The organism is Janthinobacterium darwini, assembly GCF_051380905.1.
Taxonomy (GTDB): domain Bacteria; phylum Pseudomonadota; class Gammaproteobacteria; order Burkholderiales; family Burkholderiaceae_D; genus Janthinobacterium.
On sequence record NZ_JBNYXX010000006.1, the window covers coordinates 186,551 to 212,801 of the forward strand.

The 26,251-nt window shown below is 61.4% G+C and carries 16 protein-coding genes; 8 read left to right on the forward strand and 8 right to left on the reverse strand.

The annotated features are described in order from the left end of the window. Positions 1-107: 107 nt before the first annotated feature. Positions 108-1,001, forward strand: a complete 894-nt coding sequence (locus tag ACQ4WZ_RS25390) for an ABC transporter ATP-binding protein (protein WP_133988678.1) — start codon at positions 108-110, stop codon at positions 999-1,001. A 10-nt stretch (positions 1,002-1,011) separates the two neighbouring features. Continuing rightward, on the forward strand, positions 1,012-4,590 hold the full coding sequence (locus ACQ4WZ_RS25395) for an ABC transporter permease/M1 family aminopeptidase (protein ID WP_436574776.1): 3,579 nt from the start codon (positions 1,012-1,014) through the stop codon (positions 4,588-4,590). Between the two features lie 49 nt (positions 4,591-4,639). Here ACQ4WZ_RS25395 and ACQ4WZ_RS25400 read toward each other — a convergent pair whose 3' ends face one another. From ACQ4WZ_RS25400 to ACQ4WZ_RS25415, 4 genes are all read right to left on the reverse strand, one after another. Then, on the reverse strand, positions 4,640-5,023 hold the full coding sequence (locus ACQ4WZ_RS25400; RefSeq protein ID WP_436574777.1) for a hypothetical protein: 384 nt from the start codon (positions 5,021-5,023) through the stop codon (positions 4,640-4,642). A 172-nt stretch (positions 5,024-5,195) separates the two neighbouring features. Further along, positions 5,196-6,659, reverse strand: a complete 1,464-nt coding sequence (locus ACQ4WZ_RS25405; RefSeq protein WP_101483809.1) for a catalase — start codon at positions 6,657-6,659, stop codon at positions 5,196-5,198. A 93-nt stretch (positions 6,660-6,752) separates the two neighbouring features. After that, positions 6,753-7,409, reverse strand: a complete 657-nt coding sequence (locus ACQ4WZ_RS25410; RefSeq protein WP_436574778.1) for a DsbA family protein — start codon at positions 7,407-7,409, stop codon at positions 6,753-6,755. A gap of 20 nt (positions 7,410-7,429) precedes the next feature. Next, positions 7,430-8,299 (reverse strand): MBL fold metallo-hydrolase, encoded by an 870-nt coding sequence (locus ACQ4WZ_RS25415; protein WP_436574779.1) that lies wholly within the window; start codon positions 8,297-8,299, stop codon positions 7,430-7,432. A 304-nt stretch (positions 8,300-8,603) separates the two neighbouring features. Here ACQ4WZ_RS25415 and ACQ4WZ_RS25420 point away from each other — a divergent pair, with 304 nt between their 5' ends. The 3 genes from ACQ4WZ_RS25420 to ACQ4WZ_RS25430 all read left to right on the forward strand — a co-directional run bounded on the left by ACQ4WZ_RS25420 (position 8,604) and on the right by ACQ4WZ_RS25430 (position 12,308). Beyond that, positions 8,604-10,055, forward strand: a complete 1,452-nt coding sequence (locus tag ACQ4WZ_RS25420; protein ID WP_436574780.1) for an alkaline phosphatase — start codon at positions 8,604-8,606, stop codon at positions 10,053-10,055. Positions 10,056-10,084: 29 nt separating this feature from the next. Then, positions 10,085-11,509, forward strand: a complete 1,425-nt coding sequence (locus tag ACQ4WZ_RS25425; RefSeq protein ID WP_436574781.1) for an alkaline phosphatase — start codon at positions 10,085-10,087, stop codon at positions 11,507-11,509. A gap of 73 nt (positions 11,510-11,582) precedes the next feature. Next, positions 11,583-12,308 (forward strand): hypothetical protein, encoded by a 726-nt coding sequence (locus ACQ4WZ_RS25430; RefSeq protein ID WP_436574782.1) that lies wholly within the window; start codon positions 11,583-11,585, stop codon positions 12,306-12,308. An 80-nt stretch (positions 12,309-12,388) separates the two neighbouring features. Here ACQ4WZ_RS25430 and ACQ4WZ_RS25435 read toward each other — a convergent pair whose 3' ends face one another. The 3 genes from ACQ4WZ_RS25435 to dprA form a co-directional block, all read right to left on the reverse strand. Continuing rightward, a complete protein-coding gene (locus ACQ4WZ_RS25435) occupies positions 12,389-15,055 on the reverse strand; it encodes a DNA topoisomerase III (RefSeq protein WP_436574783.1) in 2,667 nt (888 codons plus the stop codon). A 372-nt stretch (positions 15,056-15,427) separates the two neighbouring features. Then, a complete protein-coding gene (locus ACQ4WZ_RS25440) occupies positions 15,428-15,892 on the reverse strand; it encodes a Smg family protein (protein ID WP_101483804.1) in 465 nt (154 codons plus the stop codon). A gap of 94 nt (positions 15,893-15,986) precedes the next feature. Further along, positions 15,987-17,090 carry a DNA-processing protein DprA gene (dprA, locus tag ACQ4WZ_RS25445; protein ID WP_436574784.1) on the reverse strand — a complete coding sequence of 368 codons (1,104 nt, stop codon included), beginning with the start codon at positions 17,088-17,090 and terminating at the stop codon, positions 15,987-15,989. A 302-nt stretch (positions 17,091-17,392) separates the two neighbouring features. On the opposite strand from dprA, the gene def reads away from it, so the two are divergent. Beyond that, a complete protein-coding gene (gene def, locus ACQ4WZ_RS25450; RefSeq protein WP_436574785.1) occupies positions 17,393-17,935 on the forward strand; it encodes a peptide deformylase in 543 nt (180 codons plus the stop codon). A 97-nt stretch (positions 17,936-18,032) separates the two neighbouring features. Continuing rightward, positions 18,033-18,989: a methionyl-tRNA formyltransferase gene (fmt, locus tag ACQ4WZ_RS25455; protein WP_436574786.1), complete on the forward strand. Its 957-nt coding sequence runs from the start codon at positions 18,033-18,035 to the stop codon at positions 18,987-18,989. Positions 18,990-19,067: 78 nt separating this feature from the next. On the opposite strand, the gene ACQ4WZ_RS25460 is transcribed toward fmt, so the two are convergent. Continuing rightward, positions 19,068-21,545: an IPT/TIG domain-containing protein gene (locus ACQ4WZ_RS25460; RefSeq protein WP_436574787.1), complete on the reverse strand. Its 2,478-nt coding sequence runs from the start codon at positions 21,543-21,545 to the stop codon at positions 19,068-19,070. A gap of 664 nt (positions 21,546-22,209) precedes the next feature. On the opposite strand from ACQ4WZ_RS25460, the gene metH reads away from it, so the two are divergent. Further along, entirely contained in the window at positions 22,210-25,980 is a 3,771-nt protein-coding gene (metH, locus tag ACQ4WZ_RS25465; protein WP_436574804.1) for a methionine synthase, read from the forward strand. Positions 25,981-26,251 lie beyond the last annotated feature (271 nt).

Consider the following 26,251-nt stretch of genomic DNA (forward strand, 5'->3'; position numbering starts at 1 on the left):
AAATGCCGTGTATCGCATGCAACTGCCCAGTACGTCTTAAATTCAATACAATGCCAGCATAGAGAAGCCCTGCACCATCGGGCTGCAACGCATGAGTTAGGAGTTGTATGGAATTGCAGATTCGCAAATTGTCGAAGACCTACGCGAATGGCGTGGTGGCGCTGGATAACGTATCGCTGACAATACCGCCCGGGATGTTTGGCTTGCTGGGCCCGAATGGCGCCGGCAAGTCGACCCTGATGCGCACCCTGGCCACACTGCAGGAATGCGATTCCGGCTCCATCTTCTTCGGCGACTACGACGTGCTCGACGACAAGGACGAGATCCGCCGCATGCTGGGCTACCTGCCGCAAGACTTCGGCCTGTACCCGAAAGTGACGGCTTACGAATTGCTCGACCACTTCGCCATGTTAAAAGGGCTGTCGCAAAAGGCGCGCCGGCGCGAGGTCGTCGATGGCCTGTTGCAGCAAACCAATCTGTTCGACGTGCGCCACCAGCGCCTGGGCAGCTTTTCCGGCGGCATGCGCCAGCGCTTCGGCATCGCCCAGGCCCTGCTGGGCGACCCGAAACTGATCATCGTCGACGAGCCGACGGCTGGCCTCGACCCGCAGGAACGCGTGCGCTTCCACAATTTATTGTCCGACATCGGCGAAGACAAGACGGTGATCCTGTCGACCCACATCGTGTCCGACGTGGCCGACCTGTGCGCCAACATGGCCATCATCAACAAGGGCCATTTGCTGCTGTGCGGCAAGACCCAGGAACTCATCGATGAAGTCAGCTGCAAGATCTGGGCACGCTTTGTCGAAAAGAAAGAACTGGCCAGCTTCCAGCAGCGCCACGCCGTCATTTCCACGCGATTGCTATCAGGCCGCACCCTGATCCACGTCTACAGCGACGACGACCCGGGCGACGGCTTCGAGGAAGCCATCGGCGACCTGGAAGACCTGTATTTCGCCACCATTGCAGGGCGCCACCGCGTCGCCCCGCAGTGCGACTGAGGGGGCTGCCATGTTTGCCATCGCCCGCTTTGAAGCGCGACAGCGGCTCAAGCTGCTGTCCACCTGGGTGTATTTCGCCATGTTCCTGGCCCTGGCCATGCTGTGGATGGCTGCCGCCGGCGGCGTCTTCAAGGAAGCGAGCATCAGTTTTGGCGGCAAGTTCCTGATCAACGCGCCCCGCTCGCTGGCGTTCACGTGCAGCCTGCTGGGCTGCTTCGGCGCTGTGGTGGTGGCCGCCATGATGGGCCGCTCGGTACAGCAGGATTTCGAATACGGCATGCAGCATTTCTTCTTCAGCGCGCCGATCAAAAAATATCAGTATGTATTTGGCCGTTTCCTCGGCGCCTACCTGGTACTGGCCGTGGTGTTTTCCAGCATCGTCATCGGCGCCTGGCTCGGCGCCTGGCTGCCCGGCATCGACCCGGAGCGCCTGGGGGCGCAGCGCGCGCTGGCCTACCTGATGCCCTACGTGTTTACCCTGCTGCCCAACCTGTTCATCTTCGGCGCCATCTTCTTCGTCATCGCCGCCCTGACGCGGCGCATGCTGCCTGTGTACATCAGCTCGGTGGTGATGCTGATCGGCTATCTGGTGGCGCCCTCGCTGGCGCGCGACCTCGACTACAAGACCCTGGCCGCCCTGATCGACCCCTTCGGCACCACGGCGCTGATACGCCTGACGGAATACTGGCCGAACGCGGAGCGCAACACGCGCCTGGTGACCTTGGAGGGCGTGTATTTGCTGAACCGCGCCATCTGGTCCGGCTTCGCCCTGGTGGCCTTGCTGCTCGGCTATTGGCGCTTCCAGTTCCACGCCACGACGGACGCGGGCGCCAGCAAGCGCCGCAGCGATGGCGACGTGCCGCTGCGCCTGTCGAACGCCTCGCTGTCCACGCAGGAAGCGCCGGACTTCGCGCAGCGCAACCTGGCCGCCTTGCTCGTCAAGATGAGCTGGCTGAACCTGCGCGAAACCATCAAGAACATTTATTTTGTCGTCATCGTGCTGGCCGGCGTGCTGACCATGTATGGCGGCGCGCTCGACATGGGTTCCATCTACGGCACGAATACCTATCCGGTGACGGAAAAAGTGCTGGAAATGGTCAGCGCCTCGTTCGCCCTGTTCATGCTGATCATTACCACCTTCTACGCGGGAGAGCTGGTGTGGCGCGAACGCGAGACCAGCATCCACCTGATGCTCGACGCCCTGCCCGTGCCGAACTGGCTGCCGCTGCTGTCAAAGCTGTTCGCCCTGATCGGCCTGCAAGCACTGTTGAGCCTGGTCATCATGCTGTGCGGCATGTCGATCCAGGTCTTCAAGGGCTATTACCGCCTCGATCCCGGCCTGTACCTGGAATCGCTGTTCCTGTCGCACTTGCCCTACTACGCTCTGATCGCCGTGCTGGCCATCTTTTTGCAAGTGGTGATCAATCACAAGTATCTGGCGTATTTCGCCATGATTCTGTACCACATCGCCAGCATCAGCTTTGCCTCGCTGGGCCTGGGCGACCCGCTGCTGCTGTACGGCAGCACACCGGATTTCGTGTATTCGGCCATGAACGGCGCCGGCCACTATGTGTTGCGCGAGCGCTGGTACTTGCTGTACTGGAGCGGCGCGGCCGTCATGCTGGCGGTGCTGTCGCTGCTGTTCTGGCCTCGCGGCGCGCACGATAGCTGGCGCATCCGGCTGCGCCTGGCGCGCCACGGCCTGACGCAGGGCGTTCTGGCCAGCTTTGCCGGTGGCGCCCTGATTTTCGTCGGCGCAGGCGGCGTGCTGTTCTACGTCTTCCACGTGGCCAACGATTACAAATCCGAATTTTCCCGCGATGCGGACCGCGCCAGTGCCGAGCGCCAGTACCGCAAGTTTGCCGCCACGCCGCAGCCGAGAATCACCGACGTGAAACTCGACGTGGCCATCTACCCGGCGCAGCGCAGCCTGGCCGTCACGGGCCGCTATATGCTGCAAAACAAGACCAGCTTGCCGATCAGCCACATTTTTGTGCAGCAAGACCCCACTTCCACCATGCGGCTGCGTTTTGATGCGCGCGTACATCCCGGCCTCGATGACAGCAAGCTGGGCTTTTACAGCTACCGCCTGGCCGCGCCGCTGGCGCCGGGCGCCAGCCTGGGCCTCGATTTCGACATTTCCTATGCGCCGCGCGGCATCTTCGGCCTGGGCCAGGACACGCCCGTGGTGGCCAACGGCACCTTCTTCACGAATGCCGTACTCCCGCACATCGGCTACCAGCCGCAGCTTGAATTGACGGACCCGCGCGACCGCAAGAAACACGGCTTGCCGGCGCGCGAACGGGCCTTGCCGCGCGACGATGCACGGGGACTGGCAGACAATTACGTCAGCATTGACGCCGACCGCATCAACTTTGACGCCACCGTCAGCACCGTCGACGGCCAGACGGCCATTGCGCCGGGCATGCTGGACAACGACTGGATCGCCAAGGGCCGCCATTACTTCCATTACACAATGGACCAGCCGATCCTGAATTTCTACGCGTTCCAGTCGGCCCGCTACGCCGTCAGGCATGAGCGCTGGCAGGATGTGGCCATCGACGTGTATTACCATCCTGGCCATGAATACAACCTCGATCGTTTCGTGCGTGGCAGCAAGGAAGCGCTTGAGTACTACACGAAAAACTTTGGTCCCTACCAGCACAAGGTCCTGCGCATCGTCGAATTCCCCCGCTACGCCACGTTTGCGCAATCGTTCCCGAACACGATTCCGTACTCGGAAGGCCTGGGCTTCATCGCCAAGGTAGACGACAAGAATCCGAAAGACCTCGACTATCCGTTCTACGTCACGGCGCATGAAGTGGCGCACCAGTGGTGGGCGCATCAATTGGTGGGCGGCAACACGCGCGGCGCCACCGTGCTCAGCGAAACACTGGCCGAGTATTCGGCCCTGATGGTCATGAAAAAAACCACGGGGCCGGCAAAGATGCGCCGCTTCCTGCGCTATGACCTGAATCAATATCTGATGGGGCGCAGCGAAGAACGCAAGAAGGAACTGCCGCTGGCCGAGAATGAAAACCAGACCTACATCCATTACAACAAGGGCAGCCTGGCCATGTATTTGCTGCAGGACATCATCGGCGAAGACAAGGTCAACGGCGTGCTGCGCGAGCTGCTGAAGACTTACGGCCAGAAGGGGCCGCCGTATGCAAGCGTGACGGCGCTGATCGACGGCTTGCGCAAGGTCACGCCACCCGAGCAGGCTTACCTGATCGACGATCTGTTCGAGAAAATCGTGCTGTTTGACAACCGCGCCCTGTCGGCCACGGCCATCAAACGCAGCGATGGCAAGTATGCAGTCACCCTCAAGGTGCAGGCCAGCAAATTGACGGCCGGCGAACAAGGAGAGGAACACGACGCCCCCCTGCACGACTGGATCGAGATCGGCGTCGACGATGCGAATGGCTATCCGCTGCTGCGCGAACGCCTGCGCATGACGGCCCGTGAAGCGAGCTATACCGTAATCGTCAGCAGCCGGCCCGGCAAGGCGGGCATCGATCCCGACAACAAGCTGATCGACCGCAAGCCGGACGACAATATGGTCACCGTCGAGCTCGAAGAACCGTGACGAAAAATGGCCGCCTGTTCAGGGCGGCCATTTTCGGTATCATTGGATGTCAGGCTGCGGCGCAGCGCGTCACCAGGCTCAGGCTGATGCCCATTTCCGTCAGGTGCTGCATGTCGGCCAGGGTCAGGTCCAGCGGCGCATCGACCGTGTCATCGCCATTCAACTCCAGTTGCAGCTCGGCCACAATGCGCGGCATGGTGAACGTGACGCCGCGCGAACGGCATTCGGCCAGGTAGGTGCGTATGCGCGAGGGCAGCACTTGCGCTTTGGACGCCTGCGCGATGAGCACTTCAAAGCCGGAATCGAGATGCACGCGGCCCGCGCCCTTCGCCTCGCCCTTGCGCCATTGCCGTTCCGGATCAGTGGGCAAGACTTCGAGAATGGATTTGAGCGTGGGGTCATCCCCATGCACCGACAGCTTCACCATATTCATATTGCAAGACTTTCTAGTCAGGATGCCGCCAGGAAGACGGCGCAATCATCAGACCGACAAGTCTACGCATGGAAGACAAATATGTCCATACGGCAATATTTAATATCAACCACCAATTTGTGCTATATCAACAACAGACGGAACATGGTAGGTCCGTCTGCCACAGACACACTTACAGGGTCACGCCACGCGCCTGCAAGGCTGCCCGTACGCCGGTGCCATAGGCGGGGTCGGCCTGGTCGAAGTGAGCCAGCTGACGCTGCAAGGTTTCTGCGCGCACCTGGCTCAAGGGACCGGCCAGGTTGTCGAACAGGTTCTGTTTCGCCTGGACGGACATCAGACGGAACAGATTGCCGGCCTGCGTGTAATCGTCTTCCACGCCGCGCCCATCGTAGCGCGCCGCGCCACCATCGAGCGCCAGCGCCCCCTCGCCATGGCCCAGGCCTTGCGGCTGCGTGCCTGCCGCCGCCACGTTCGCGTAATTCTGCGCCGCGCCGCCATTGTTGATCGCCATGCTGCCGTCGCGCTGCTGGTTATGGAAGGGGCAGCGGGCCGCATTCACGGGCAGATGCTGGTGGTTGGTGCCGACTCGGTACAGCTGGGCGTCGTGGTAGGCGAACAGCCGGCCTTGCAGCATCTTGTCCGGCGAATAGCCCATGCCCGGCACGGCATTGGCCGGCGAAAAGGCCGCCTGCTCGACCTCCGCGTGGTAATTGTCCGGGTTGCGGTTCAGCTCGAAAATACCCACCGGCAGCAGCGGGAAGTCCGCATGCGGCCACACTTTCGTCAGGTCGAACGGGTTCCAGCCCGTGCGCTGCTCCCATGCATCGAGCTGCTCCTGCGTTGCCACCTGCAGCTTGACTTCCCACTGCGGGAAATCACCGCGTTCGATGGCGCCGAACAGGTCGCGCTGGGCGTAGTCGGGATCAAGGCCGGCCAGGCGGCCCGCTTCCGAGGCAGGCAGATTCTTGATGCCCTGGCGTGTCTTGAAATGCCATTTCACGTACACGCGCTGGCCGTCGGCATTGATCAGGCTATACGTGTGACTGCCGAAACCATCCATATGACGGTAGCCGTCCGGCGTGCCGCGGTCCGAGAACAGCATGGTGACCTGGTGCAGGCTTTCCGGCGCATGGCTCCAGAAATCGAACATCATCTCGGCCGATTTCAGATTGCTTTGCGGATCGCGCTTTTGCGTGTGGACGAAATCGGGGAACTTGATCGGGTCCTTGATGAAGAACATCGGCGTGTTGTTGCCTACCAAATCCCAGTTGCCTTCTTCCGTATAGAAGCGCACGGCAAAGCCGCGCGGGTCGCGTTCCGTATCGGCACTGCCACGTTCGCCGCCAACGGTGGAAAAGCGGGCGAAAGTCGCCGTCTGCTTGCCAACTTCACTGAACAGCTTGGCCTTGGTGTAGCGCGCGATGTCATGCGTCACGGTAAAGGTGCCATAGGCGCCCGAGCCTTTCGCGTGTACCACGCGCTCGGGAATGCGCTCGCGGTTGAAATGCTGGAGTTTTTCGATCAGGTGGAAATCTTGCAGCAGCAGGGGGCCGCGGGGGCCGGCGCTGATGGAATTCTGATTGTCGGCGACGGGGATGCCCGAGGCGGTACTGAATGGCGGCTGTTGGCTCATGGCTGCTTTTCCTTCGTTGTTGACTGATGAAAGCAGTGTAGCGAGGTCGACAACAAAGGAAAAGATAATTGATTTTATCGAAGCGATAGATATTTACAATGCACAACCGTGAGCGTCGCACACGCCGCCCAGCTGCGCCTGCAGCTTCGCCGGCTGGCCCAGGTAATCGCCGATATCGATCACGGACAGTGCACCGCTGCCATCGTCGAGCACGAACGTGGGAAAGCCCTGCCCGCCCACCTGCGCCAGCAAGGCGCGGCTGGCATCGATATGCTGCTGCGTGGCGGTACCCGCCTGCTGCGCGTATTCGGCCTGAAAGGCAGCGCCATCCATGCCCAGTTCTTGCGCCAGCGCCACCAGCACGGGCAGGTCCGCGATGCGCAAGCCGTCCACGTAATGGGCGCGCTGCAGGCGCTGCAGCATGTCCAGGCCCTTGCCGGCCAGCGATTCGGCCGCCAGGATGGCCGTGATCGGCGGTTCGGAATCCATCATGGCCGTGGTGTCGTTCAGCAAGCCGTTGACGTAGGCGTCACCAAATGGCTGGCCAGACAATTGCTCGATGCGGCGGTCATGCGGCAAGACGTAGCCGCGCCAGGCAGGCGTAATCTGACGGCGATTGCTGCCCGTCATCATGCCGCCGCCGTGAAAGGCCACCGTCAGGCCAGGCACGGCTTGCGCCGCCTCGACCAGCGGCGCGGCGCCGTAGCACCAGCCGCACAGGGGATCGAAAATGTAGTGCAGTGTGGGCATGACGACCTCCTTGTTTCCGCTTACCATTTCATTTCACCTTTGGCGACCTTCGCGCTGGTCTCTAAGGCGCCATCGAGGCCCAGGCTCGGGTAGTGCTGTTTCATGGACTCGATCAGGGCGGCGGAATTGGCGGCCTTGGCCGTTTCCGTTTCAAACGTCACCAGGTAGTCGCGCGTAAAACCGATGCTGTCGGGCGTCAGGCTGGAACCGACCTTGAAGTGGCCCGGCACGACGGTGACGGGTTTCAGCGCGGCGATGCCATCGAGTGTCTTGAGCCAGTCCTGGCGCGATTGCAGGCTTTGCGTATCGGCCGTCCACACGTGCAGATTGCCAAACAGCACCACGCCGCCGACGACGGCCTTGATCGATGGAATCCACACATAGGTACGCGATGGCGTCGGCCCCGAGATGGTCAGCGACTGGCCTTCCAGGCTGATGCGATGGCCTTTCAGCGCTTCGGGAATGACGATGCTGTGCGGCGCGTTATCCTTCAAAATCGGGCCCCAGTAGGCGACCTTGGCATCGGCCTTGCGGCGGATTTCCGCCACCGTCTCCGGCGTGGCGACGATTTTTGCCTGCGGGAACGCAGCCTTGATCACGTCGAGGCCAAAGTAAAAATCGGGATCGCTGTGGCTGATGTACACCGTCGTCAGTTTCTTGCCGCTGGCGCGGATCTTCTCCACCAGTTTTTGCGCTTCGGCGCGCGAAAACTGCGCATCGATCAGCACGGCATCATGCTTGCCCGCGACCAGCACGGAAGCGACGGGGAAGATGGCCGCTTCGCCCGGATTGAACACGTCCAGGGTCAGTGGGGCGCTGGCGGCGGCCGAGGCGGCGCCGGCGGCAAACAGGGTGGAAACAAGAACGCTGCTGATGGATTTGGAGAACATGATGCGCCTTCACAAGATGATTGGGATGCCCGCATCTTACGTTGCCTAATCCGGTAGAAAAACCCAATAAAACGCAATAGTTTGTTGCATATTTCGGCGCAATAAACGATGCAACAGACAAATGGCAGGCAAAGGCGGGCAGGACCGCTTGCGCGATACGCTGTATTTTTCCAGCGATAACGTGCGCAAAAACCGCGCCACAGGCGTCGGCGTAGCGCCGTCGCAAAACGTGTCACAACGTCATGAGGGTGTCACATTGGATTGTTATCTTGCTAGCTCTTTCAAACCTAGCCGGATGAACCACATGACACGCAGAAAAATTTCCGTCGCTGGCTGCAGCGTCGCCATTACCCTGATGCTGGCCGCCTGCGGCAGCGACGCCAAAAAAGAAGATGTGACGCCAGAAGCGCCACCGAAAAACGTCATCTTCTTCCTCGGCGATGGCATGGGCCTGACCACCATGACGGCCGCGCGCATCTATTCGGTGGGCGAAGACGGTGCGCTGACCATGGACACCCTGCCGGAAACGGCCTTCGTCAAGACCTTCTCGAACGACGCGCAAGTCACCGACAGCGCACCATCGATGGCTGCCTACATGACGGGCGTGAAGATGAACAACGAAGTCATCTCCATGTCGGCCAACACGGTTGCCATCGATCCGGGCACGGATGCGAACGGCAACAAACTGGTCAACAAATGCGGTACCGGCAACGGCACGCCCGCCACCACCCTGCTGGAACTGGCCAAGGCCAAGGGCTTTGCCGCCGGCGTCGTCAGCACGGCGCGCGTGACGCACGCCACGCCGGCCGCGACCTATTCGCACATCTGCCACCGCGACCTGGAAAACGATATCGCTGCGGCCCTCGTGCCAGGCGGCACGGGCTACAACAGCGCCTTGGGCGCCACCGGCCTGGAAGTAGTCCTCGGTGGCGGCGCGCAATTCTTTACGCCATTCAAGAATGGCGGCAAGCGTTCCGACGACCGCGATCTGGTGGCCGAGCTGAAAGCGAAGAGCTACACCGTGGCCAACAACGCCACCGACTTCAAGGCTGTCGATGCTGCCAAGACGGACCGCCTGTTCGGCGTGTTCACTTCCAGCCACATGAGCTACGACCTGGACCGCGATGCTGCCAAGGAGCCTAGCCTGGCGGAAATGACCACCAAGGCCATGGATGTATTGGCCAAGAACAAGAAGGGTTACTTCCTGATGGTCGAAGGCGGCCGCATCGACCATGCGCTGCACGAAACCACGGCCAAGAAAGCGCTGCAAGATACCGTCGCCTTCGACAACGCCATCAAGGCCGCCATCGAAAAAGCCAAGGTGACAGATCCGACCCTGGCCAATACCCTGATCGTCGTCACGGCCGACCATGACCACACGCTGGTGCTGAACGGCTACGCCAAGCGCACGGGCAAGACGGCTGCCGGCAACGCTGGCGTGCTGGGCGTGGTGAAGAACTACGTGACCGGCGCGGTCGAGAAAGACCTGGACGGCGCACCGTATTCGATCATCGGCTTCGGCAATGGCGAAAACCGCACGCAATCGAGCCGCGCCGCCATGGCCAGCCTCGATGAAACCGTCACCAGCGCCAACACCTACCACCAGGAAGCGGTAATCCGCACCACGGCCGGCAATGAAACCCACGGCGGCACCGACGTCTTCCTGGGCGCCATCGGCAAGGGTTCGGAAACCTTCCTTGGCACCATCGACAACACCAAAGTATTCGGCCTGGTCAAGACCGCCGGCGGTCTGTAATCCCCAAGAGACAAGAATTGGACAAGCACATGAAACTTGCATCGAAACCCGCCGCACTGAAATCGGCCCTGAAACTCTCCTTGCTGACCACGCTCGTGGCCGCCAGCGTTACCAGCGCCTACGCCGCCGACGCCAAGAACGTCATCTTCTTCCTGGGCGACGGCATGGGCCCGTCCGTCGTGACGGCGGCGCGCATCTACCAGTACAAGGAAGAAGGCAGCCTGACCATGGACACGCTGGAGCGCACGGCGCGCATCAAAACGTTCTCGAACGATGCGCAAACGACGGACAGCGCGCCATCGATGGCCGCCTACATGACCGGCGTCAAGATGAACAATGAAGTCATCTCGATGGCGCAGGACACCATCGCCAAGGAACCCGGCCGCGACGCCAACGGCAACCTGGGCGTGGACAACTGCCCGGCCGGCGGCAAGACCGTGCCGACCATCCTGGAACTGGCAAAAGCCAAGGGCAAGGCCGTGGGCGCCATCACCACCACGGAACTGACGCACGCCACGCCAGCGACGACTTTCTCGCACATCTGCAACCGCAATGCCCAATACGCGATCGCCGCGCAAACGGCGCCAGGCGGCGCAGGCTACAACGCCGCCCTGGGCGACGGCGTGGACGTGCTGATGGGTGGCGGACGCAACCACTTCACCCCATGGTCGGCAAGCAACAAGTATGGCCGCGCCGATGGCCGCAACCTGTTGACGGAATTTGCCGCCAAGGGCTACACCGTGGCCGCGACGAAAGCGGAAATGGCGGCAGCGCCGAGCGGCAAGAAGTTCATCGGTCTGTACAGCACGCGCAGCCACCTGGAATATGAACTGGACCGCACCGCCACGCCGCCACTGGGCGAAGGCGCGACCCAGCCTAGCCTGTCGGAAATGACGCTGAAAGCCATCGACTTGCTGTCGAAAAACGCGAACGGCTACTTCCTGATGGTCGAAGGCGGCCGTATCGACCACGCCTTGCACGGCATCAACGCCAAGCGCGCGCTGACCGACACCATCGCCTTCGACGACGCCATCAAGGCGGCCATCGCGAAGATCAAGGAAACCGATCCGACCCTGGCCAATACCCTGATCGTCGTCACGGCCGACCATGACCACACGCTGGCCTTCAACGGCTACGGCAAGCGCGGCAACCCTATCCTCGACATCAACCGCGGCTACAAGGATAACCAGCCGAGCAAGGATGCCGATGGCAATACCTACACCACCCTGGTGTTCGGCAACGGCCCGAACCGCCCTGCCCTGCGCAGCAACGTCGACAGCACCACGGCCCTGAAAGACAACTACCTGCAAGAAACAGGCGTGCGCCTGGCCAGCGAAACCCACGGCGGCGGCGACGTCAAGCTGCTGGCCACGGGCGCCGGCGCCAAGACCTTCAAGGGCACCCTGGACAACACCAAGGTGTTCGACTTGCTGAAGGCGGCTTTCGGCTTCTGATCCGCATCAACACGGTAACCCCACCGGGGCGGATGGCACTGCCCTCCGCCCCTCTGCACGTAAAGGCAACACCATGAAATCGTCCCTGATCGCCGTCCTCCTTGCCGCCGGCTTTGCCGCCAGCGCCCAGGCAGCGCCTGCCACGCCTTCCGCCCCTGTCGACCTGGACCTCGGCATCACTTATTACAGCCGCGTCCTGACGCCCGAAGGCGTGACGCGCGAGAGCCGCTACGAAGAAAAGATGCTGCGCCGCCCCGGCCACGTGTGGGTCGAGCGCGTGCTGGCGCCATCGACGGACGCGCATGCCGGCCACAAGCATGGCGAAAACACCAAAGTGGCGCTGAAGGCCACGCAGCATGAACACAAGCATTTCAATCCCGTGCTGATTCCCCGCCACGTGATGCTGGAAAAGAACACCGTGCGCGTGGAATACATCGATGCGCATGACAAGATCGTCGTCTCCATCCCGAAAGCCGAGTACGAGAACGTCAATTTCGACGGTTCCTGGGAAAACAGTTTCTATCTGCTGGACCCGAAACTGGTGACCGCCATGCCGCTGTCGAAACAGGCGTCGAATGTGACGGGCGCGCGCTGGCGCGAAGTGGAAAAGAATGGCGTGTTCCAGCGCATCCTGTGGGACGAGCAAAAACAGATTCCCCTGGTCATCGAGAGCGGCGACCGCGCGAATACCTTCTATCGCAGAGTCGACGTCAAGTTGCAGCCGACCGTCAGCAAGGCGCAGCCGTGGGCCAATCTGCAGCATTACGCACAGCGCGAGTATTCCGACTACCTGGACTAAGCGCCAGGCTAGCAACAGGCAGCATCGGGACGTAAAAAAAGCCAGGGGAAATCCCTGGCTTTTGTTTGGCCGGCGCCGGATTACTCCGCCGCTGCCGCTTTCTTAGCCGGCGCCTTCTTGGCGGCCGGCTTTTTCACGGCCGTGGCTTTCTTGGCTGGCGCTTTTTTGACGGCTGCCGCTTTCTTGACGGCCGTTTTCTTCGCTGGCGCCGCGCCTTCTTCGCCTTCGACCTCGGTCGCTGCCGCTTTGGACTTGGCGCCCGGCTTGGCCTTGCGCTCTTCAAACTCGAAGCTCACCTTGCCATCCTTGCCCCGTACGAGGAAAGCCTTGAACGGGCGACGGGTACGCTGCGAAACAAAGCCTGGCAGCAAGTCCGTCTTGCCATCGTTGAGCAGTTTTGCCATTTGTTCCGGCAAGATTTCCTGCTGCAAGATGATGCGGCCGCTACGGAAATCGCACGTCTTCGGCTTGGCCATGCTGTGTTCGCACACATAGGCCAGGCCCATTTCATACACGCCGGCATTGCACTTGGGGCAAGGTCCCACTGGCGTCTGGCCCGTGAAATCGACGCCTTCGCCATCTTCGCTCTCGTCGTTCTGGCCGAAATCGAATTCCAGCTTGAAATTCTTGATCTCTTCATCGCGCACGATACGCAGGATGGCGGCGAACGGACGGCCCATCTTCGAGCGGAAGCCTTGCAGCGGGCCGATGGTGCGGTCCTTCAGCAATTGTTCCACTTCGGCGATTTCGAACTGGCGCGAACCCGGCGTCTTGCTCATCGAAAATTCGCACTTGGTGCAGGCGAAACGACGGTAGTTTTCCTTCACCACGCCACTGCAATTCGGGCAAGGCGTTTCCAGGGTGGCATAGTCGCCGGGGATAGTATCGTTGTCGTATTCCTTGGCGCGCTTGACGATGATTTGCGTCATCTGCGCAATTTCACGCATGAATTCTTCGCGCGAAATCTTGCCTTTTTCCATCTGCGACAGCTTGTATTCCCACTCGCCCGTCAGTTCCGGTGCCGTCAATTCATTGACGCCCAGGCCTTTGAGCAAAGTCATCAACTGCGAAGCCTTGGCCGTCGGAATCAGTTCGCGGCCTTCGCGTATCAGATAGCGTTCTGTCAGCAAGCCCTCGATGGTGGCTGCGCGCGTTGCCGGGGTTCCAAGACCCTTGCCGGCCATCGCATCGCGCAGCTCGTCGTCGTCGATCAGCTTGCCGGCGCCTTCCATGGCCGACAGCAAGGTCGCCTCCGTGAAGCGCGCTGGCGGTTTCGTTACCAGGCCGTTGGCGCTGACGCTTTCCGTCTGCACTTTCTCGCCCTTGGCCACGGGCACCAGGTTGCCGTTGCCATTGCTTTCCTTGTCCGCGTCCGTCGATGCTTCCTTGCCGTAGATGGCCAGCCAGCCCGGATTGGTCATGACCTTGCCTTCAGTCTTGAACTGATGGCCGGACACTTCCGTGTAGCGCGTGGTGACCTGGAATTCTGCAGGCGGGAAGAACACGGCCATGAAGCGGCGCGTGACCAAGTCATACAATTTTTGTTCCGGCTCGGACAAATTCTTCGGCGCGATCGTCGTCGGGATGATCGCGAAGTGATCCGAGATCTTGGTATTGTCGAAGATGCGCTTGTTCGGCTTGACCCAGCCCTTGTCGATGATCTGCTTGGCGAACTGGTGGTAGTTGCTGTTTTCCTTGACCGTTTCCAGCGCCTGCAGCACGGTCGGCATGTAGTCTTCCGGCAGGTGGCGCGAATCGGTACGCGGATAGGTCAATACCTTGTGCTTTTCATACAGCGCCTGGGCCAGGCCCAGGGTGTTCTTGGCCGAGAAGCCAAAACGCGAGTTTGCTTCGCGCTGCAAGCTGGTCAGGTCGAACAGGCCCGGCGCCATCGAGGTGGTCGGTTTCGACTCTTCCGTGACGATGCCTTGGCGGCCACGGCAGGCGGTGGCGATCGAATCGGCAGCCGTCCTGCTCCACAGGCGCTCGGCACGCTTCTCGGGGTCGTTCTCGTCCTTCTTGAACTTGGTGTCGAGCCAGCGGCCTTCATAGATGCCGGCTGCGCAAACGAATTCGGCGCGCACTTCCCAGAAGTCGCGCGGCACGAATTTCTTGATCTTGTCTTCGCGTTCGACCACGATGGACAAGGTTGGCGTCTGCACGCGGCCCACGGTGGTCAGGTAGAAGCCGCCTTCTTTCGAATTAAACGCCGTCATGGCGCGCGTGCCATTGATACCGATCAACCAATCGGCTTCCGAGCGGCAGCGGGCCGCGTCCGCCAACGGCAGCATTTCTTCGTCGCTGCGCAGATGCGAGAAACCGTCGCGGATAGCGCCCGGCGTCATCGACTGCAGCCACAGGCGCTTGACCGGTTGCTTGGCCTTGGCGTTTTGCGCGATCAGGCGGAAAATCAGCTCGCCTTCGCGCCCCGCATCGCATGCGTTGATGAGGGTAGTGACGTCTTTACGTTTGATCAGCTTGTTTAATACTTTGAGGCGCGCTTCCGTCTTGGCGATCGGGTTCAGCGCGAAATACGGTGGAATCATCGGCAAGTGCGCGAAACTCCATTTGCCGCGCTTCACGTCGAATTCTTCCGGTACGGCGATCTCCAGCAAGTGGCCAACCGCCGACGACAGGACGTATTCATCCGATTCAAAGTACTCATCGTGCTTGGTGAAGCCGCCAAGCGTCTTCGCGATATCGTTCGCGACAGAAGGCTTCTCGGCGATGATGAGGGTTTTTGTCATATTTTTTGGTCTCGAAAAATGCTCTAGGATAGTTTCAGCATGCGCATCATACAGTGCATTGCCAGGCGCCGACGCTTTTGTCTGCGCAATGCCTTGTGACTTGTGGTCTTGTCAAGCGGCCAATGATAAGCGCCTATTGAAGAATTCGGCAAGTTATCTGCAAGCAAGAATGCGCAGGCGCAAACACAATGGTCTGGCGTGCGCGCCGGTGCAGTGCATCTTGGAGGGGATGGCGCGGCAGCGACGCCAGGGTCGAGCCAACGGCTGCGTGGCAGCCAGCAAGACAGCATAAAAATGTTAAGGGCAAGGCGCAGCGTCGCAGACAGTACGCTAGTACGGCAAGACGCTGTAACGCCGCCATGGACATTTTTATTAGTGTAGCAGGCGGGGAGGCAGGTCTTCGTCGTCTACGAACAGATCGTCAAACATCAGGGCATCGGGTTCCTTGCCCTGGCTCCACAGCAGCATCAGCACGATGACTTTCAGCTTGCCCAGCGACACGGGCGCCTCGTCGAGCGCCAGCGCCCGTTCGATGACGATTTCGCGCTGCAGCGGCGAGAGCACCTTGGCGCTTTCCAGGAACTGGATGAAACCGATGGCTGCCGTGCCCAGCACGTCGCTTTCCTGCTGCACATAGAAGCGTGTGCCAGTGGAACTGGACGTCAGGGTTTGCTCGACGCCAGCCATGGCGTTCAAGTCCGTCAGCCAGACCAGCGCTTCGGAAATCTCCACGTCGTCGAAACCGACGGCCGACAGTTTGCGCGCCAGGACTGCCGGCTCGGGGCAGGCGTCGGGGCGATAGTAAGTCTCGTAGAGGTACACCAGGATATCGAACATGGCTCTACTCTATCAGCTAAGTTCGCTGCGACACAAGGGTGCGCGCCGACAAAGCGCCCCCGTGCGGCAAGGCCGCCACACAAGTGACAAGCTGTCATTTGCAGCGTTGAAACAGTCCTCCTGGCAAGCGTTCGAGCAGGCCCGCCAGCTCCAGCGCCAGCAATTCGCCCATCAGCGCACCCATGGCCAGGCCGCTGCGCGCGGCCAGGGTATCGGCATCGAGGGGATCGTGGCCCAGTGCGGCCAGCAGCGGTGTTTCGTCTTCCACCGCGGGCGGTACAACGGGCACGCCGACTCGCCACTGCAACTCTTGCAGCACGTCATCGGCCGACTCGACCAGCTTGGCGCCCTGCTTGATCAGCGCGTGGCAACCCTTGGACAGGGTGGCATGGATGGAACCGGGCAAGGCATACACGTCGCGCCCCTGTTCACCGGCCAGGCGCGCCGTGATCAGGGAACCCGATTGGGCTGCCGCCTCGATCACCAGCACGCCGCGCGCCAGACCGCTGATCAGCCGGTTGCAGCGCGGAAAGTTAGCAGGCATGGCCGGCAAGCCCAGCGCGTATTCGCTGACGATGCAGCCTTGTTCGGCAATTCTTTGCGCCAGATCAAGGTTGCGTCGTGGATACACCAGATCGGCGCCCGTGCCGATCACGGCCACGGTGGCGCCCGCGCCGCGCAAACCGCCCTCGTGCGCATGCGTATCGATGCCCAGCGCCAGCCCGGAAATGATGGTCAAGCCTGCCGCGCTGAGGGCGTGGGCAAAGGCGGCAGCATTCTGCATGCCTTGCGCGCTGGCATTGCGGCTGCCAATAATGGCCACGCCGGGGCGCGACAGCAGTTCCGCCCGCCCCCGTACATATAGTAATAGCGGCGGATCGGCAATTTCCAGCAGCAGGGGCGGATACGCGGCGTCGGCCAGGGTCAGCACGGCATTGCCGGGCCGCTGCAACCACTGCAGTGTGAGCGCCAGCTGGCTGTTGGCCACCGGTTTGGGCGGTTGCACGATGGCACGCGCCAAGCTGGCCGGCACCACAGCGCGCAAGGCATCGAACGGCGCGGCAAAGATTTGCGGCGGCAAGCCGAAGCGGGCCAGCAAGGCGCGCGCCGCCACCGGCCCCACGCCGGGCAGATGCTGCAGGCGCAGCCAGCCCGCCAGTTCCGTGGCCGTGTCTGCCGTCGTTGCAATTGCATGCATGACAACCTCACTGTGTACTGTGCCCCCCAATGCTAGCGCCATGGCGCGCACGCGATACCGACGCGCGCAAGGATGCGTGCAATGGCCGTGCCAAACGGCCCGCCGTCCACAGGGCCATGGGCGTCTGTGATAAAATTTCCCTTTGCAGCAAACGAAGCGCACTGGCAAACGCATCTGCCGCGCCGTTGTGCCATACGCGCCCAACCGTAGCGTACTCAAATAAAATAGCCCTGCCATCGTTCGCATGGCCCAGGCATGAATAATCCGGCGCACCGGCGTCCACCTTAACCAGTCGAATCAGTATGTCCATATTAAATATCCTGCGTTACCCCGATCCTCGCCTGCACACGATCGCCAAGCCCGTCACCGAATTTGACGCGCGCCTGCAAACCCTGATCGACGACATGGCCGAAACCATGTACGACGCCCCTGGCGTCGGCCTGGCCGCGTCGCAAGTGGACGAGCATATCCAGATGATGGTGATCGACATCACCGAAGAGAAAAACCAGCTGCAAGTGTTCATCAACCCGGAAATCACCTGGGCCAGCGAAGAAAAGCAGGTCTACGACGAAGGCTGTTTGTCCGTGCCTGGCGTCTACGATGGCGTCGAGCGTCCGGCCCGCATCAAGGTGCGCGCCCTGGACCGCCACGGCAAGCAGTTCGAACTGGAAGCCGATGGCTTGCTGGCCGTCTGCATCCAGCATGAGATGGATCATCTGCTGGGCAAGGTATTCGTCGAATACCTGTCGCCGCTCAAGCGCAACCGCATCAAGACCAAGATGGTCAAGGAAATCCGTGGTCTTGAGCGCGAAGCAAGCTTGCGCGCACAGAACCGCCGTTTTTAAGCCACTGCTGATAGACTAAGCAACAACAGTACTCGTTACACCACGCCAGCCTGGCGCCCTCGGGCGCGGGCCTGCGCACCTCACGTCAAGGAACCATATGAAAGTGATCTTCGCAGGCACGCCTGAATTCGCCGCCACGGCCTTGAAAGACTTGCACGAAGCGGGATTCGAGATTCCGCTGGTATTGACCCAGCCCGACCGCCCTGCCGGACGCGGCATGCAGCTGCACGCCTCGGCCGTCAAGCAATATGCGCAGCAGCACGGCATCGACGTGCTGCAGCCTTTGTCCCTACGCATGGATAGCAAGGACCCGCAGCGCGCCGCCGAGGCAAAAGCGGCCCACGAGCGCCTGCTGGCCACGGATTACGACGTGATGGTGGTGGCGGCCTACGGCTTGATCTTGCCGCGCAGCACGCTCGACATCAAACCCTGCATCAATATCCACGGTTCATTGCTGCCACGCTGGCGCGGTGCCGCGCCCATCCACCGCGCCATCGAGGCAGGTGACGATGAAACGGGCGTGACCATCATGCAGATGGAAGAAGGCCTCGATACTGGCCCCATGCTGGCCATCGAGCGCACGCCCATCGAGGCGGGCGATTCCACCGCCAGCCTGCACGACAAGCTGGCCGCCCTGGGCGGCAGAATGATCGTCGAGACCCTGCGCAAGATGCAGCATCAGCCGCTGGAAGCCGTGCCGCAGCCGGAAGCAGGCGTGACCTACGCGGCAAAGATCGCCAAGGAAGAGGCGGCGCTCGATTTCAGCCAGCCTGCGCTGGAACTGGGCCTGAAAATCCGCGCCTTCAATCCGTTTCCCGGCGCCTGCGGCCAGGTTGATGGCACAACCATCAAGATCTGGGCCGCCGACGTGCTCGAAGCGGACAGCAAGGAAGCGCCTGGCCAGGTGCTGGCAGCCGACGCCCAGCACGGCATCGTCGTGGCTTGCGGCAATGGCTCCCTGCGCCTGACGGAACTGCAAAAGCCGGGCGGCAAGCGCCTGCCTGCGGCCGAGTTCATCAAGGGCTTCCCGCTGGAAGGCAAACGTTTTACTTGATGGCACGGCGTCGTCCTGTCGACGGCCATCAAAAAAGGGCTTGCCGCGGCAAGCCCTTTTTGCATCCGGCACCCGTGTTTACCGGCGCGCCACTTTCATCAGGCGTGCGCCCAGGGACGACGACAGACTGACCTCGAAGCGGCCACCGGCCGGCAAGGCGCTGACATCGACGCTGGCGTTTCCGCCAGTCAAGTCACTTGCGACCACCGTCTTGCGGCCATCTGCGGCTACGTGCAGCACGGCGGCGGACGGTTCCGCCTGGGCATTCCAGGTCAGCACCAGCTTGCCGCCGCTTTGTGTCGTATCAAACGTGGCATCGTTGGCGGCGGCCTTGCTGCGGCGCGCCGGGCGCTCCAGCTTGGCCAAGGCCTTGCCATTTGCCAGCACCTGCACGTCGCTGATTTCTCCCGGGTTGGCGAAGCTGACGCGGAAGTGGCTCATGGCGCTGCCGCCATGGTCAGCCACGGTTACGGCATCAAAGGGCAAGTCGATAGTCGCTCCCGACGCCGTCAGGACCCGCAGGGTGTACGCCTGGCCGCTGCCGCTGGCCACTGCGCCCACACGCGTGGACGAGGCAACGGCTGGGCGCAAGGCCACGCCGGTCGGCGTGATGCGACCGGAAATGGTCAGATAGCCCTGCTGGGCCACGGACATGCTGGCGGCCAGCACATTGCTGCCCGTCACTTGCGTGCTGCGTTTTTCCAGGAATTGCTGTACCCGCGCATAGCTGTAATCGGAGAACCAGGCGCCGCTGCAATAGCTCATCACATCCTTCATCGGCGTGCTGCCATAGACTGCCTTGCTCAGCTGGCCAATGTTGCCCGCATAGTCGCTGTTATACAGAGGTTGCGGGCCCAGATCGCCATTGACATACGGGTAGTCGGTAGCCGCATTGGCCGCGCCGCCGCAGGCAACGTGCTGCAGCGAATGGTTGTGGCCCAGCTCATGTACGAGCGTGGTCAGCCATTCAGGCCATTGATTACCGAAGGGATCGACCGATGCGATGTTGCTGGCCTTGGCGTCCAGGCCGATGGCCGACGTGAAGTCGTGGCTATTCCCAGTCAGGTTGATGTAGGCCAGGCCGGCGGCACGCGTGGAAGACATCTTCGGCACGAAACCATAATAATAAGCGCCGCTGTCTTCCAGCGCGCGCTTGTCTTCCAGCTTGCCCAGGGCATCGCTCCACCAGCTGTCGGCCGTGCTGCTGCCAGGCATGCTCAGCGCCGCGCGCGTGGTGATGCTGATATTTTCCGTCGCATACGGATACACGCGCAGCAGCGCGGCGCGGATCACCGCGGCGTCAGGCAGTTGCGCCACGCCATCGTCGGTGCTCAAGGGCACGAGCACCAAGCGGATTCTGGCCAAGCTGGCCACCACGGGTGCCGCTTCCTGGCTCACTTGCACGCCGTTATTGCCGATGGCCGTCACGCGCACGCGCACGCCCGGCAAGATCCAGCCTGCAGGCAGGATGGCACTGAAATTGCCGTTGAAACTGTCATCGTTCTTTTGCGTCGGCAAAACCGACGGGCCGCTCATGCTGATGCTTCCCAGGTTGCTGCCATTGGCGGTGGTCGCATTCAAGGTCACGGCGGGACTGGCCTGGCCCGCCTGCGGGGCCAGCACGGACACGCGTACGGCGGCCGGCTTGCCGCGCGTCAGGCGCAAGGCCGTATTGCTGGCGTTCAAATTCAGTACTTGCGCGAAATCAATGCTGCCCAGGGTAAAGGCCGACACCGCGCCCGCATTGACGGCAACGCGCGCAGCGGCTGACAGCATCACATCGCCCGTTGCCGAGCCTGGTGCAGTCAACAGCAGCTGGCTGGCACTGGCGCTGACGATCACGGCCGGTGTATTGCCCACCGATGCCGAGCTGACCTGGTCAAGATTGCTGCCCTGCACCGTCACCGACAAGGTCCCGCCGTTGACGGCCGAGGTGATCGACGTCACGGTTACGCTCGCCAATACCTTGTACGTATCGCTGCTGATGGCATCATTGTAAGGACCGCGCACCGTCAGCGCCCCCGTTGCCGCACCCAAGGGCACCAGCACGGTCACGCTGCCGGCCGTCTGGCTTTGCGGCGTTGCTGCTGCGCCATTGCCAAACTGCACCGCCGTCACGGCACCCATACCAGCGCCCGCGATCGTCACGCTGGAACCGACGCCGCCCGTCGCTGGTGCGACGCTGACCACACTCAATGGCAGGTACACATTGACGTTATAGCTGGTGGCCGCCGTGCCGCTGGCGCTGACCAGGCTCAAGGCGCCAGAGACGGGCACGCCCGGCATGGCCAGGGTCACGCTGGTATCGCTGGCGGCGCTGGTGGCAAGCTTCACGCCGCCCACCTGGAAGGCCGTCACGCGGCTCAGATTCGTACCCGTCACCACCAGGCTGCCACCAACGGCGAGATTCGCCGCCGAGACTGCCGTCACGGCAGGCATCACGACAGGATTGCCCGAGGTGGTCGCCACCACCGTGTCGCCACCGCCACCGCCTCCCCCGCCGCAAGCGGACAGGCCCAGCACGACAAACAATGCAATAAGCAAATGGTTTTTCATGGCTGGCAACCATGTTGGTGTAGCGCGATGCCGGGGAGGACACGAAGGAAATGTGACATATTGGAGATTTTTGGTGAGAATTTACTTTCGAGGAACCAATATTATGGGCTAACTCGATTCCTAGAGACAACTATTGCTGCTTTTGATTCAATTGGTTTTGATAATAAATAACGTATCTGATTGGCAATCGCTATGTTGAGAACTATTCGCTTCGCTCTGCATTGACTTAAGTCACAATTATTTTCCTTTGCAGCTATTGCCATTCAATTCATTAAAAATATCCTCAGACAGCACAAATAATGTGGAAATTTTTCCACAGCCCAGACACCGTATTTTCCTGCCAACTTTATTGGAAGAATTAACATTTTGAGTAAGATTTTCAGAAATGTAATTTCAGAAGCAGGCCAGGTGGAAGGTGATGTGTTGCAAGAAGGCCTGCCGTGGCGCGAACGGCCGCTTTTGCTTAAAACCAAAGCAGCCTGATGCCGTATAATTTTAGACCCGGTGAAATCAGGCGATTGCCACCTTCTGCCTGCCCTACCCGGCCGGCAACTCTCCGTCAGCTGATCCTGCTGTCCCGCATCCGCCTCGTAAAGTCTTGTCGCCGCGCCGCCGCCCGTTTGCCTATTGAAAGCATGAAATGAACGATACCGTGATCCCCGCCATGTCCCCGACCGAAGCCACCTTGCGCGCCATTCTTGCGCGACGGATCATGATACTCGACGGCGCCATGGGCACGATCATCCAGCAATACAAGCTCGACGAAGAAGCGTACCGCGGCGGCCCCGCTGGCCGCTTCATCGATTTCACCGCGCCGGCCGATAGTGGCGCGCGTGAACTGTTCGTCAAGGGCAATAACGAGCTGCTGACCCTGACGCAGCCGCACATCATCCAGGAAATCCACGAGCGCTACCTGGCGGCGGGCGCCGACCTGATCGAAACGAATACTTTCGGCGCGACGACGATCGCGCAAGACGATTACCACATGGCCCACCTGGCCTATGAAATGAACGTCCAGGCGGCCAAGCTGGCGCGTGCCGCCTGCGACAAGTATTCCACCCCGGACAAGCCGCGCTTCGTCGCCGGCGCCCTGGGCCCCACGCCAAAGACGGCATCGATTTCGCCCGACGTCAACGACCCGGCCGCGCGCAACGTCAGTTTCGACCAGCTGGTGGCCGCCTACCTGCAGCAGACGCAGGGCCTGGTGGAAGGCGGCGCCGACGTGCTGCTGGTGGAAACCATTTTCGATACCTTGAACTGCAAGGCGGCCCTGTTCGCCATCGACCTGTTCTACGAGCTAAATCCGACCGTCGTGCGCCTGCCGCTGATGATTTCCGGCACCGTCACGGACGCCTCGGGGCGCATCCTGTCGGGCCAGACCGTGCCCGCCTTCTGGAATTCCGTGCGCCACGCGAAACCGCTGACCATCGGCCTGAACTGCGCGCTGGGCGCCGCCCTGATGCGCCCGTACGCGGAAGAGCTGGCCAAGATCGCCGACACCTTCGTGTGCATCTACCCGAACGCGGGCTTGCCCAATCCCATGAGCGACACGGGCTTTGACGAGTTGCCAGCCGACACGTCCGCCCTGCTGCGCGAATTCGCCGACGCGGGCTTTTTGAACATGGCGGGCGGCTGCTGCGGCACCACGCCCGAGCACATCGCCGCCATCGGAGAGTTGCTGTCGAAAAACACGCCGCGCACCGTGCCTGCACCGTCGCATGACTTGCGCCTGGCCGGCCTGGAACCGTTCGTCGTCAACGAAGAATCGCTGTTCGTCAACGTGGGCGAGCGCACCAACGTCACGGGCTCGAAGGCGTTCGCGCGCATGATTCTTAACGAGCAATACGACGAAGCCCTGTCCGTGGCACGACAGCAAGTGGAAAATGGCGCGCAAGTGATCGACATCAACATGGACGAGGCCATGCTCGATTCGCTGGCCGCCATGACGCGCTTCTTGAACCTGATCGCCTCGGAACCCGATATTTCGCGCGTGCCCATCATGGTCGACTCCTCGAAATGGTCCGTCATCGAAGCGGGCCTGAAGTGCGTGCAGGGCAAAGCCATCGTCAATTCCATCTCGATGAAGGAAGGCGAGGAAGAATTCCTGCGCCAGGCGAAACTGTGCCGCCGCTATGGCGCGGCCGTGATCGTCATGGCTTTCGATGAAAAGGGGCAAGCCGATACCTTCGAGCGCAAGATCGAGATTTGCGCTCGCGCGTATCACCTGTTGATCAATGCGCTGGACTTCCCGCCGGAAGACATCATTTTCGACCCAAACATCTTTGCCGTCGCCACCGGCATCGAAGAGCACAATAATTACGCCGTCGACTTCATCAACGCCACGCGCTGGATCAAGGAAAACTTGCCGTACGCGAAGATCTCGGGCGGCGTATCGAATGTGTCCTTCAGTTTCCGCGGCAACGATCCGGCCCGCGAAGCCATCCACACGGTGTTCCTGTACCACGCCATCAAGGCCGGCATGACCATGGGTATCGTCAACGCCGGCATGGTGGGCGTGTACGACAATCTGGACCCGGAATTGCGCGAGCGCGTGGAAGACGTGGTGCTGAACCGCCGCGAAGACTCCACCGAACGCATGATCGAGTTTGCCGGCACCCTGAAGGCGGGCGGCAAGGCCGAAGCGCAAACCCTGGCCTGGCGCGAAGGCACGGTGCAGGCCCGCCTGTCGCACGCGCTGGTGCACGGCATCACGCAATTCATCGTCGAAGACACGGAAGAGGCGCGCCAGGAACTATTGCACAATGGCGGCCGTCCCATCCACGTGATCGAGGGCCCGCTCATGGCCGGCATGGACGTGGTCGGCGATCTGTTTGGCCAGGGCAAGATGTTCCTGCCGCAAGTGGTGAAATCGGCCCGTGTGATGAAGCAAGCCGTGGCCCATTTGATTCCGTTCATCGAGGAAGAAAAGCTGCTGGAAGAAAAACGCACGGGCATCGTCGCCAAGCCGAAGGGCAAGATCATCATGGCCACCGTGAAGGGCGACGTGCATGACATTGGCAAGAACATCGTCACCGTCGTTCTGCAGTGCAATAACTTTGAAGTGGTGAACATGGGCGTGATGGTGCCGTGCTCGGAAATCCTGGCGCGCGCCAAGGTGGAAAACGCGGACATCATCGGCCTGTCGGGTCTGATTACGCCGTCGCTGGAAGAAATGGCGTACGTCGCCAAGGAAATGCAGCGCGATGAACATTTCCGCATGCTGAAAATCCCCCTCCTGATCGGCGGCGCCACCACCAGCCGCGCCCACACGGCAGTGAAAATCGCCCACAACTACGAAGGGCCCGTGATCTACGTGCCGGACGCCTCGCGTTCCGTGTCCGTGGCGCAATCGCTGCTGACGCCGGAGCAGCGCGACAAATACGTGGAAGACATCGAACTCGACTACGCACGCATCCGCGAGCAGCACGCCAACAAGAAGGCCCTGCCCATCCTGCCGCTGGCGCAGGCGCGCGCCAACAAGATGATCGTGCCCTTCGACGGTCCCTGCACACCCGTGAAACCGAAGTTCATCGGCCGCCGCGTCTTTAAAAATGTCGACCTGGCCGCCCTGGCCAACTATATCGACTGGGGCCCGTTCTTCCAGACTTGGGACCTGGCCGGCCCCTTCCCCGCCATTTTGACGGATGAAGTCGTGGGCGACGCGGCCACCAAGGTGTACGCCGAAGGCCAGGCCTTGCTGAAGAAACTCATCGACGGGCGCTGGCTGACGGCCAACGGCGTCGTGTCCCTGCTGCCGGCAAACAGCGTCAATGACGACGATATCGAGGTGTACACGGACGATACGCGCAGTACGGTGGCGTTCACCTATTACGGCATGCGCCAGCAGGGCGTCAAGCCCGTGGTCGATGGCGTGCAACGGCCGAACCAGTGCCTGGCCGATTTCATTGCGCCTAAGGCATCGGGGGTGAAGGATTACATCGGCATGTTCGCCGTCACGTCCGGCTTGGGCATCGAGAAATACGAGAAGCGCTTCGAGGATGCGCATGACGATTACTCGTCCATCATGCTCAAATCCCTGGCCGACCGTCTGGCCGAGGCGTTTGCCGAATACCTGCATGAGCGCGTGCGCAAGGACCTGTGGGGCTATGTGCCGGACGAGCAGCTGAACAACGACGACATGATCGGCGAGAAATATGTCGGCATCCGCCCCGCGCCCGGCTACCCCGCCTGCCCCGAGCACACGGTCAAGAAAGAGATGTTCGAGGTCATGCAAGCCGAGGAAATCGGCATGCAGCTGACGGAATCGTATGCCATGTTCCCTGGCGCGGCCGTTTCCGGCTTCTATTTTGCCCACCCGGAGTCGAAATACTTCGTTGTCGGCAAGATCGGCATGGACCAGGTGGAAGACATGGCCAAGCGCCGCGGCGCCAGCATCGAGGACGTGGAACGCTGGCTGGCACCCAATCTGTCCTGATAGGCGCAAGGCGCGCGGAACTTATCGCGCGCCGCAGCGCACTAACCGAACAGCGCGTCCTCATGCGGAACGAGCTGCTTGTCGGTATCGCCGTCGCCGTGCTGGCCCTGTGGGAGTTACGTAACACCCCCGAGCTGCACAAGCACTGGCCCGGCGCGGCAGCCTAAGAAAAACCCCGCTACGGCGACGCCGTACGGGGCTTTTTAAGGGATGCTACGACAGCGGGTAGGTCGGATTAGCGCTTGCGCGTAATCCGACAACACCGGTCAGC

Excerpts from the sequence above, each read along its gene's own strand:
- def (WP_436574785.1), top strand. The coding sequence starts at position 17,393 with ATGTCCATATTAAATATCCTGCGTTACCCCGATCCTCGCCTGCACACG.
- metH (WP_436574804.1), top strand. The coding sequence starts at position 22,210 with ATGTCCCCGACCGAAGCCACCTTGCGCGCCATTCTTGCGCGACGGATC.
- ACQ4WZ_RS25435 (WP_436574783.1), bottom strand. The coding sequence starts at position 15,055 with ATGACAAAAACCCTCATCATCGCCGAGAAGCCTTCTGTCGCGAACGAT.
- ACQ4WZ_RS25415 (WP_436574779.1), bottom strand. The coding sequence starts at position 8,299 with ATGTTCTCCAAATCCATCAGCAGCGTTCTTGTTTCCACCCTGTTTGCC.
- ACQ4WZ_RS25460 (WP_436574787.1), bottom strand. The coding sequence starts at position 21,545 with ATGAAAAACCATTTGCTTATTGCATTGTTTGTCGTGCTGGGCCTGTCC.
- ACQ4WZ_RS25400 (WP_436574777.1), bottom strand. The coding sequence starts at position 5,023 with ATGAATATGGTGAAGCTGTCGGTGCATGGGGATGACCCCACGCTCAAA.
- ACQ4WZ_RS25410 (WP_436574778.1), bottom strand. The coding sequence starts at position 7,409 with ATGCCCACACTGCACTACATTTTCGATCCCCTGTGCGGCTGGTGCTAC.
- ACQ4WZ_RS25440 (WP_101483804.1), bottom strand. The coding sequence starts at position 15,892 with ATGTTCGATATCCTGGTGTACCTCTACGAGACTTACTATCGCCCCGAC.
- ACQ4WZ_RS25425 (WP_436574781.1), top strand. The coding sequence starts at position 10,085 with ATGAAACTTGCATCGAAACCCGCCGCACTGAAATCGGCCCTGAAACTC.
- ACQ4WZ_RS25420 (WP_436574780.1), top strand. The coding sequence starts at position 8,604 with ATGACACGCAGAAAAATTTCCGTCGCTGGCTGCAGCGTCGCCATTACC.
- ACQ4WZ_RS25430 (WP_436574782.1), top strand. The coding sequence starts at position 11,583 with ATGAAATCGTCCCTGATCGCCGTCCTCCTTGCCGCCGGCTTTGCCGCC.
- ACQ4WZ_RS25390 (WP_133988678.1), top strand. The coding sequence starts at position 108 with ATGGAATTGCAGATTCGCAAATTGTCGAAGACCTACGCGAATGGCGTG.
- ACQ4WZ_RS25395 (WP_436574776.1), top strand. The coding sequence starts at position 1,012 with ATGTTTGCCATCGCCCGCTTTGAAGCGCGACAGCGGCTCAAGCTGCTG.
- ACQ4WZ_RS25405 (WP_101483809.1), bottom strand. The coding sequence starts at position 6,659 with ATGAGCCAACAGCCGCCATTCAGTACCGCCTCGGGCATCCCCGTCGCC.
- dprA (WP_436574784.1), bottom strand. The coding sequence starts at position 17,090 with ATGCATGCAATTGCAACGACGGCAGACACGGCCACGGAACTGGCGGGC.
- fmt (WP_436574786.1), top strand. The coding sequence starts at position 18,033 with ATGAAAGTGATCTTCGCAGGCACGCCTGAATTCGCCGCCACGGCCTTG.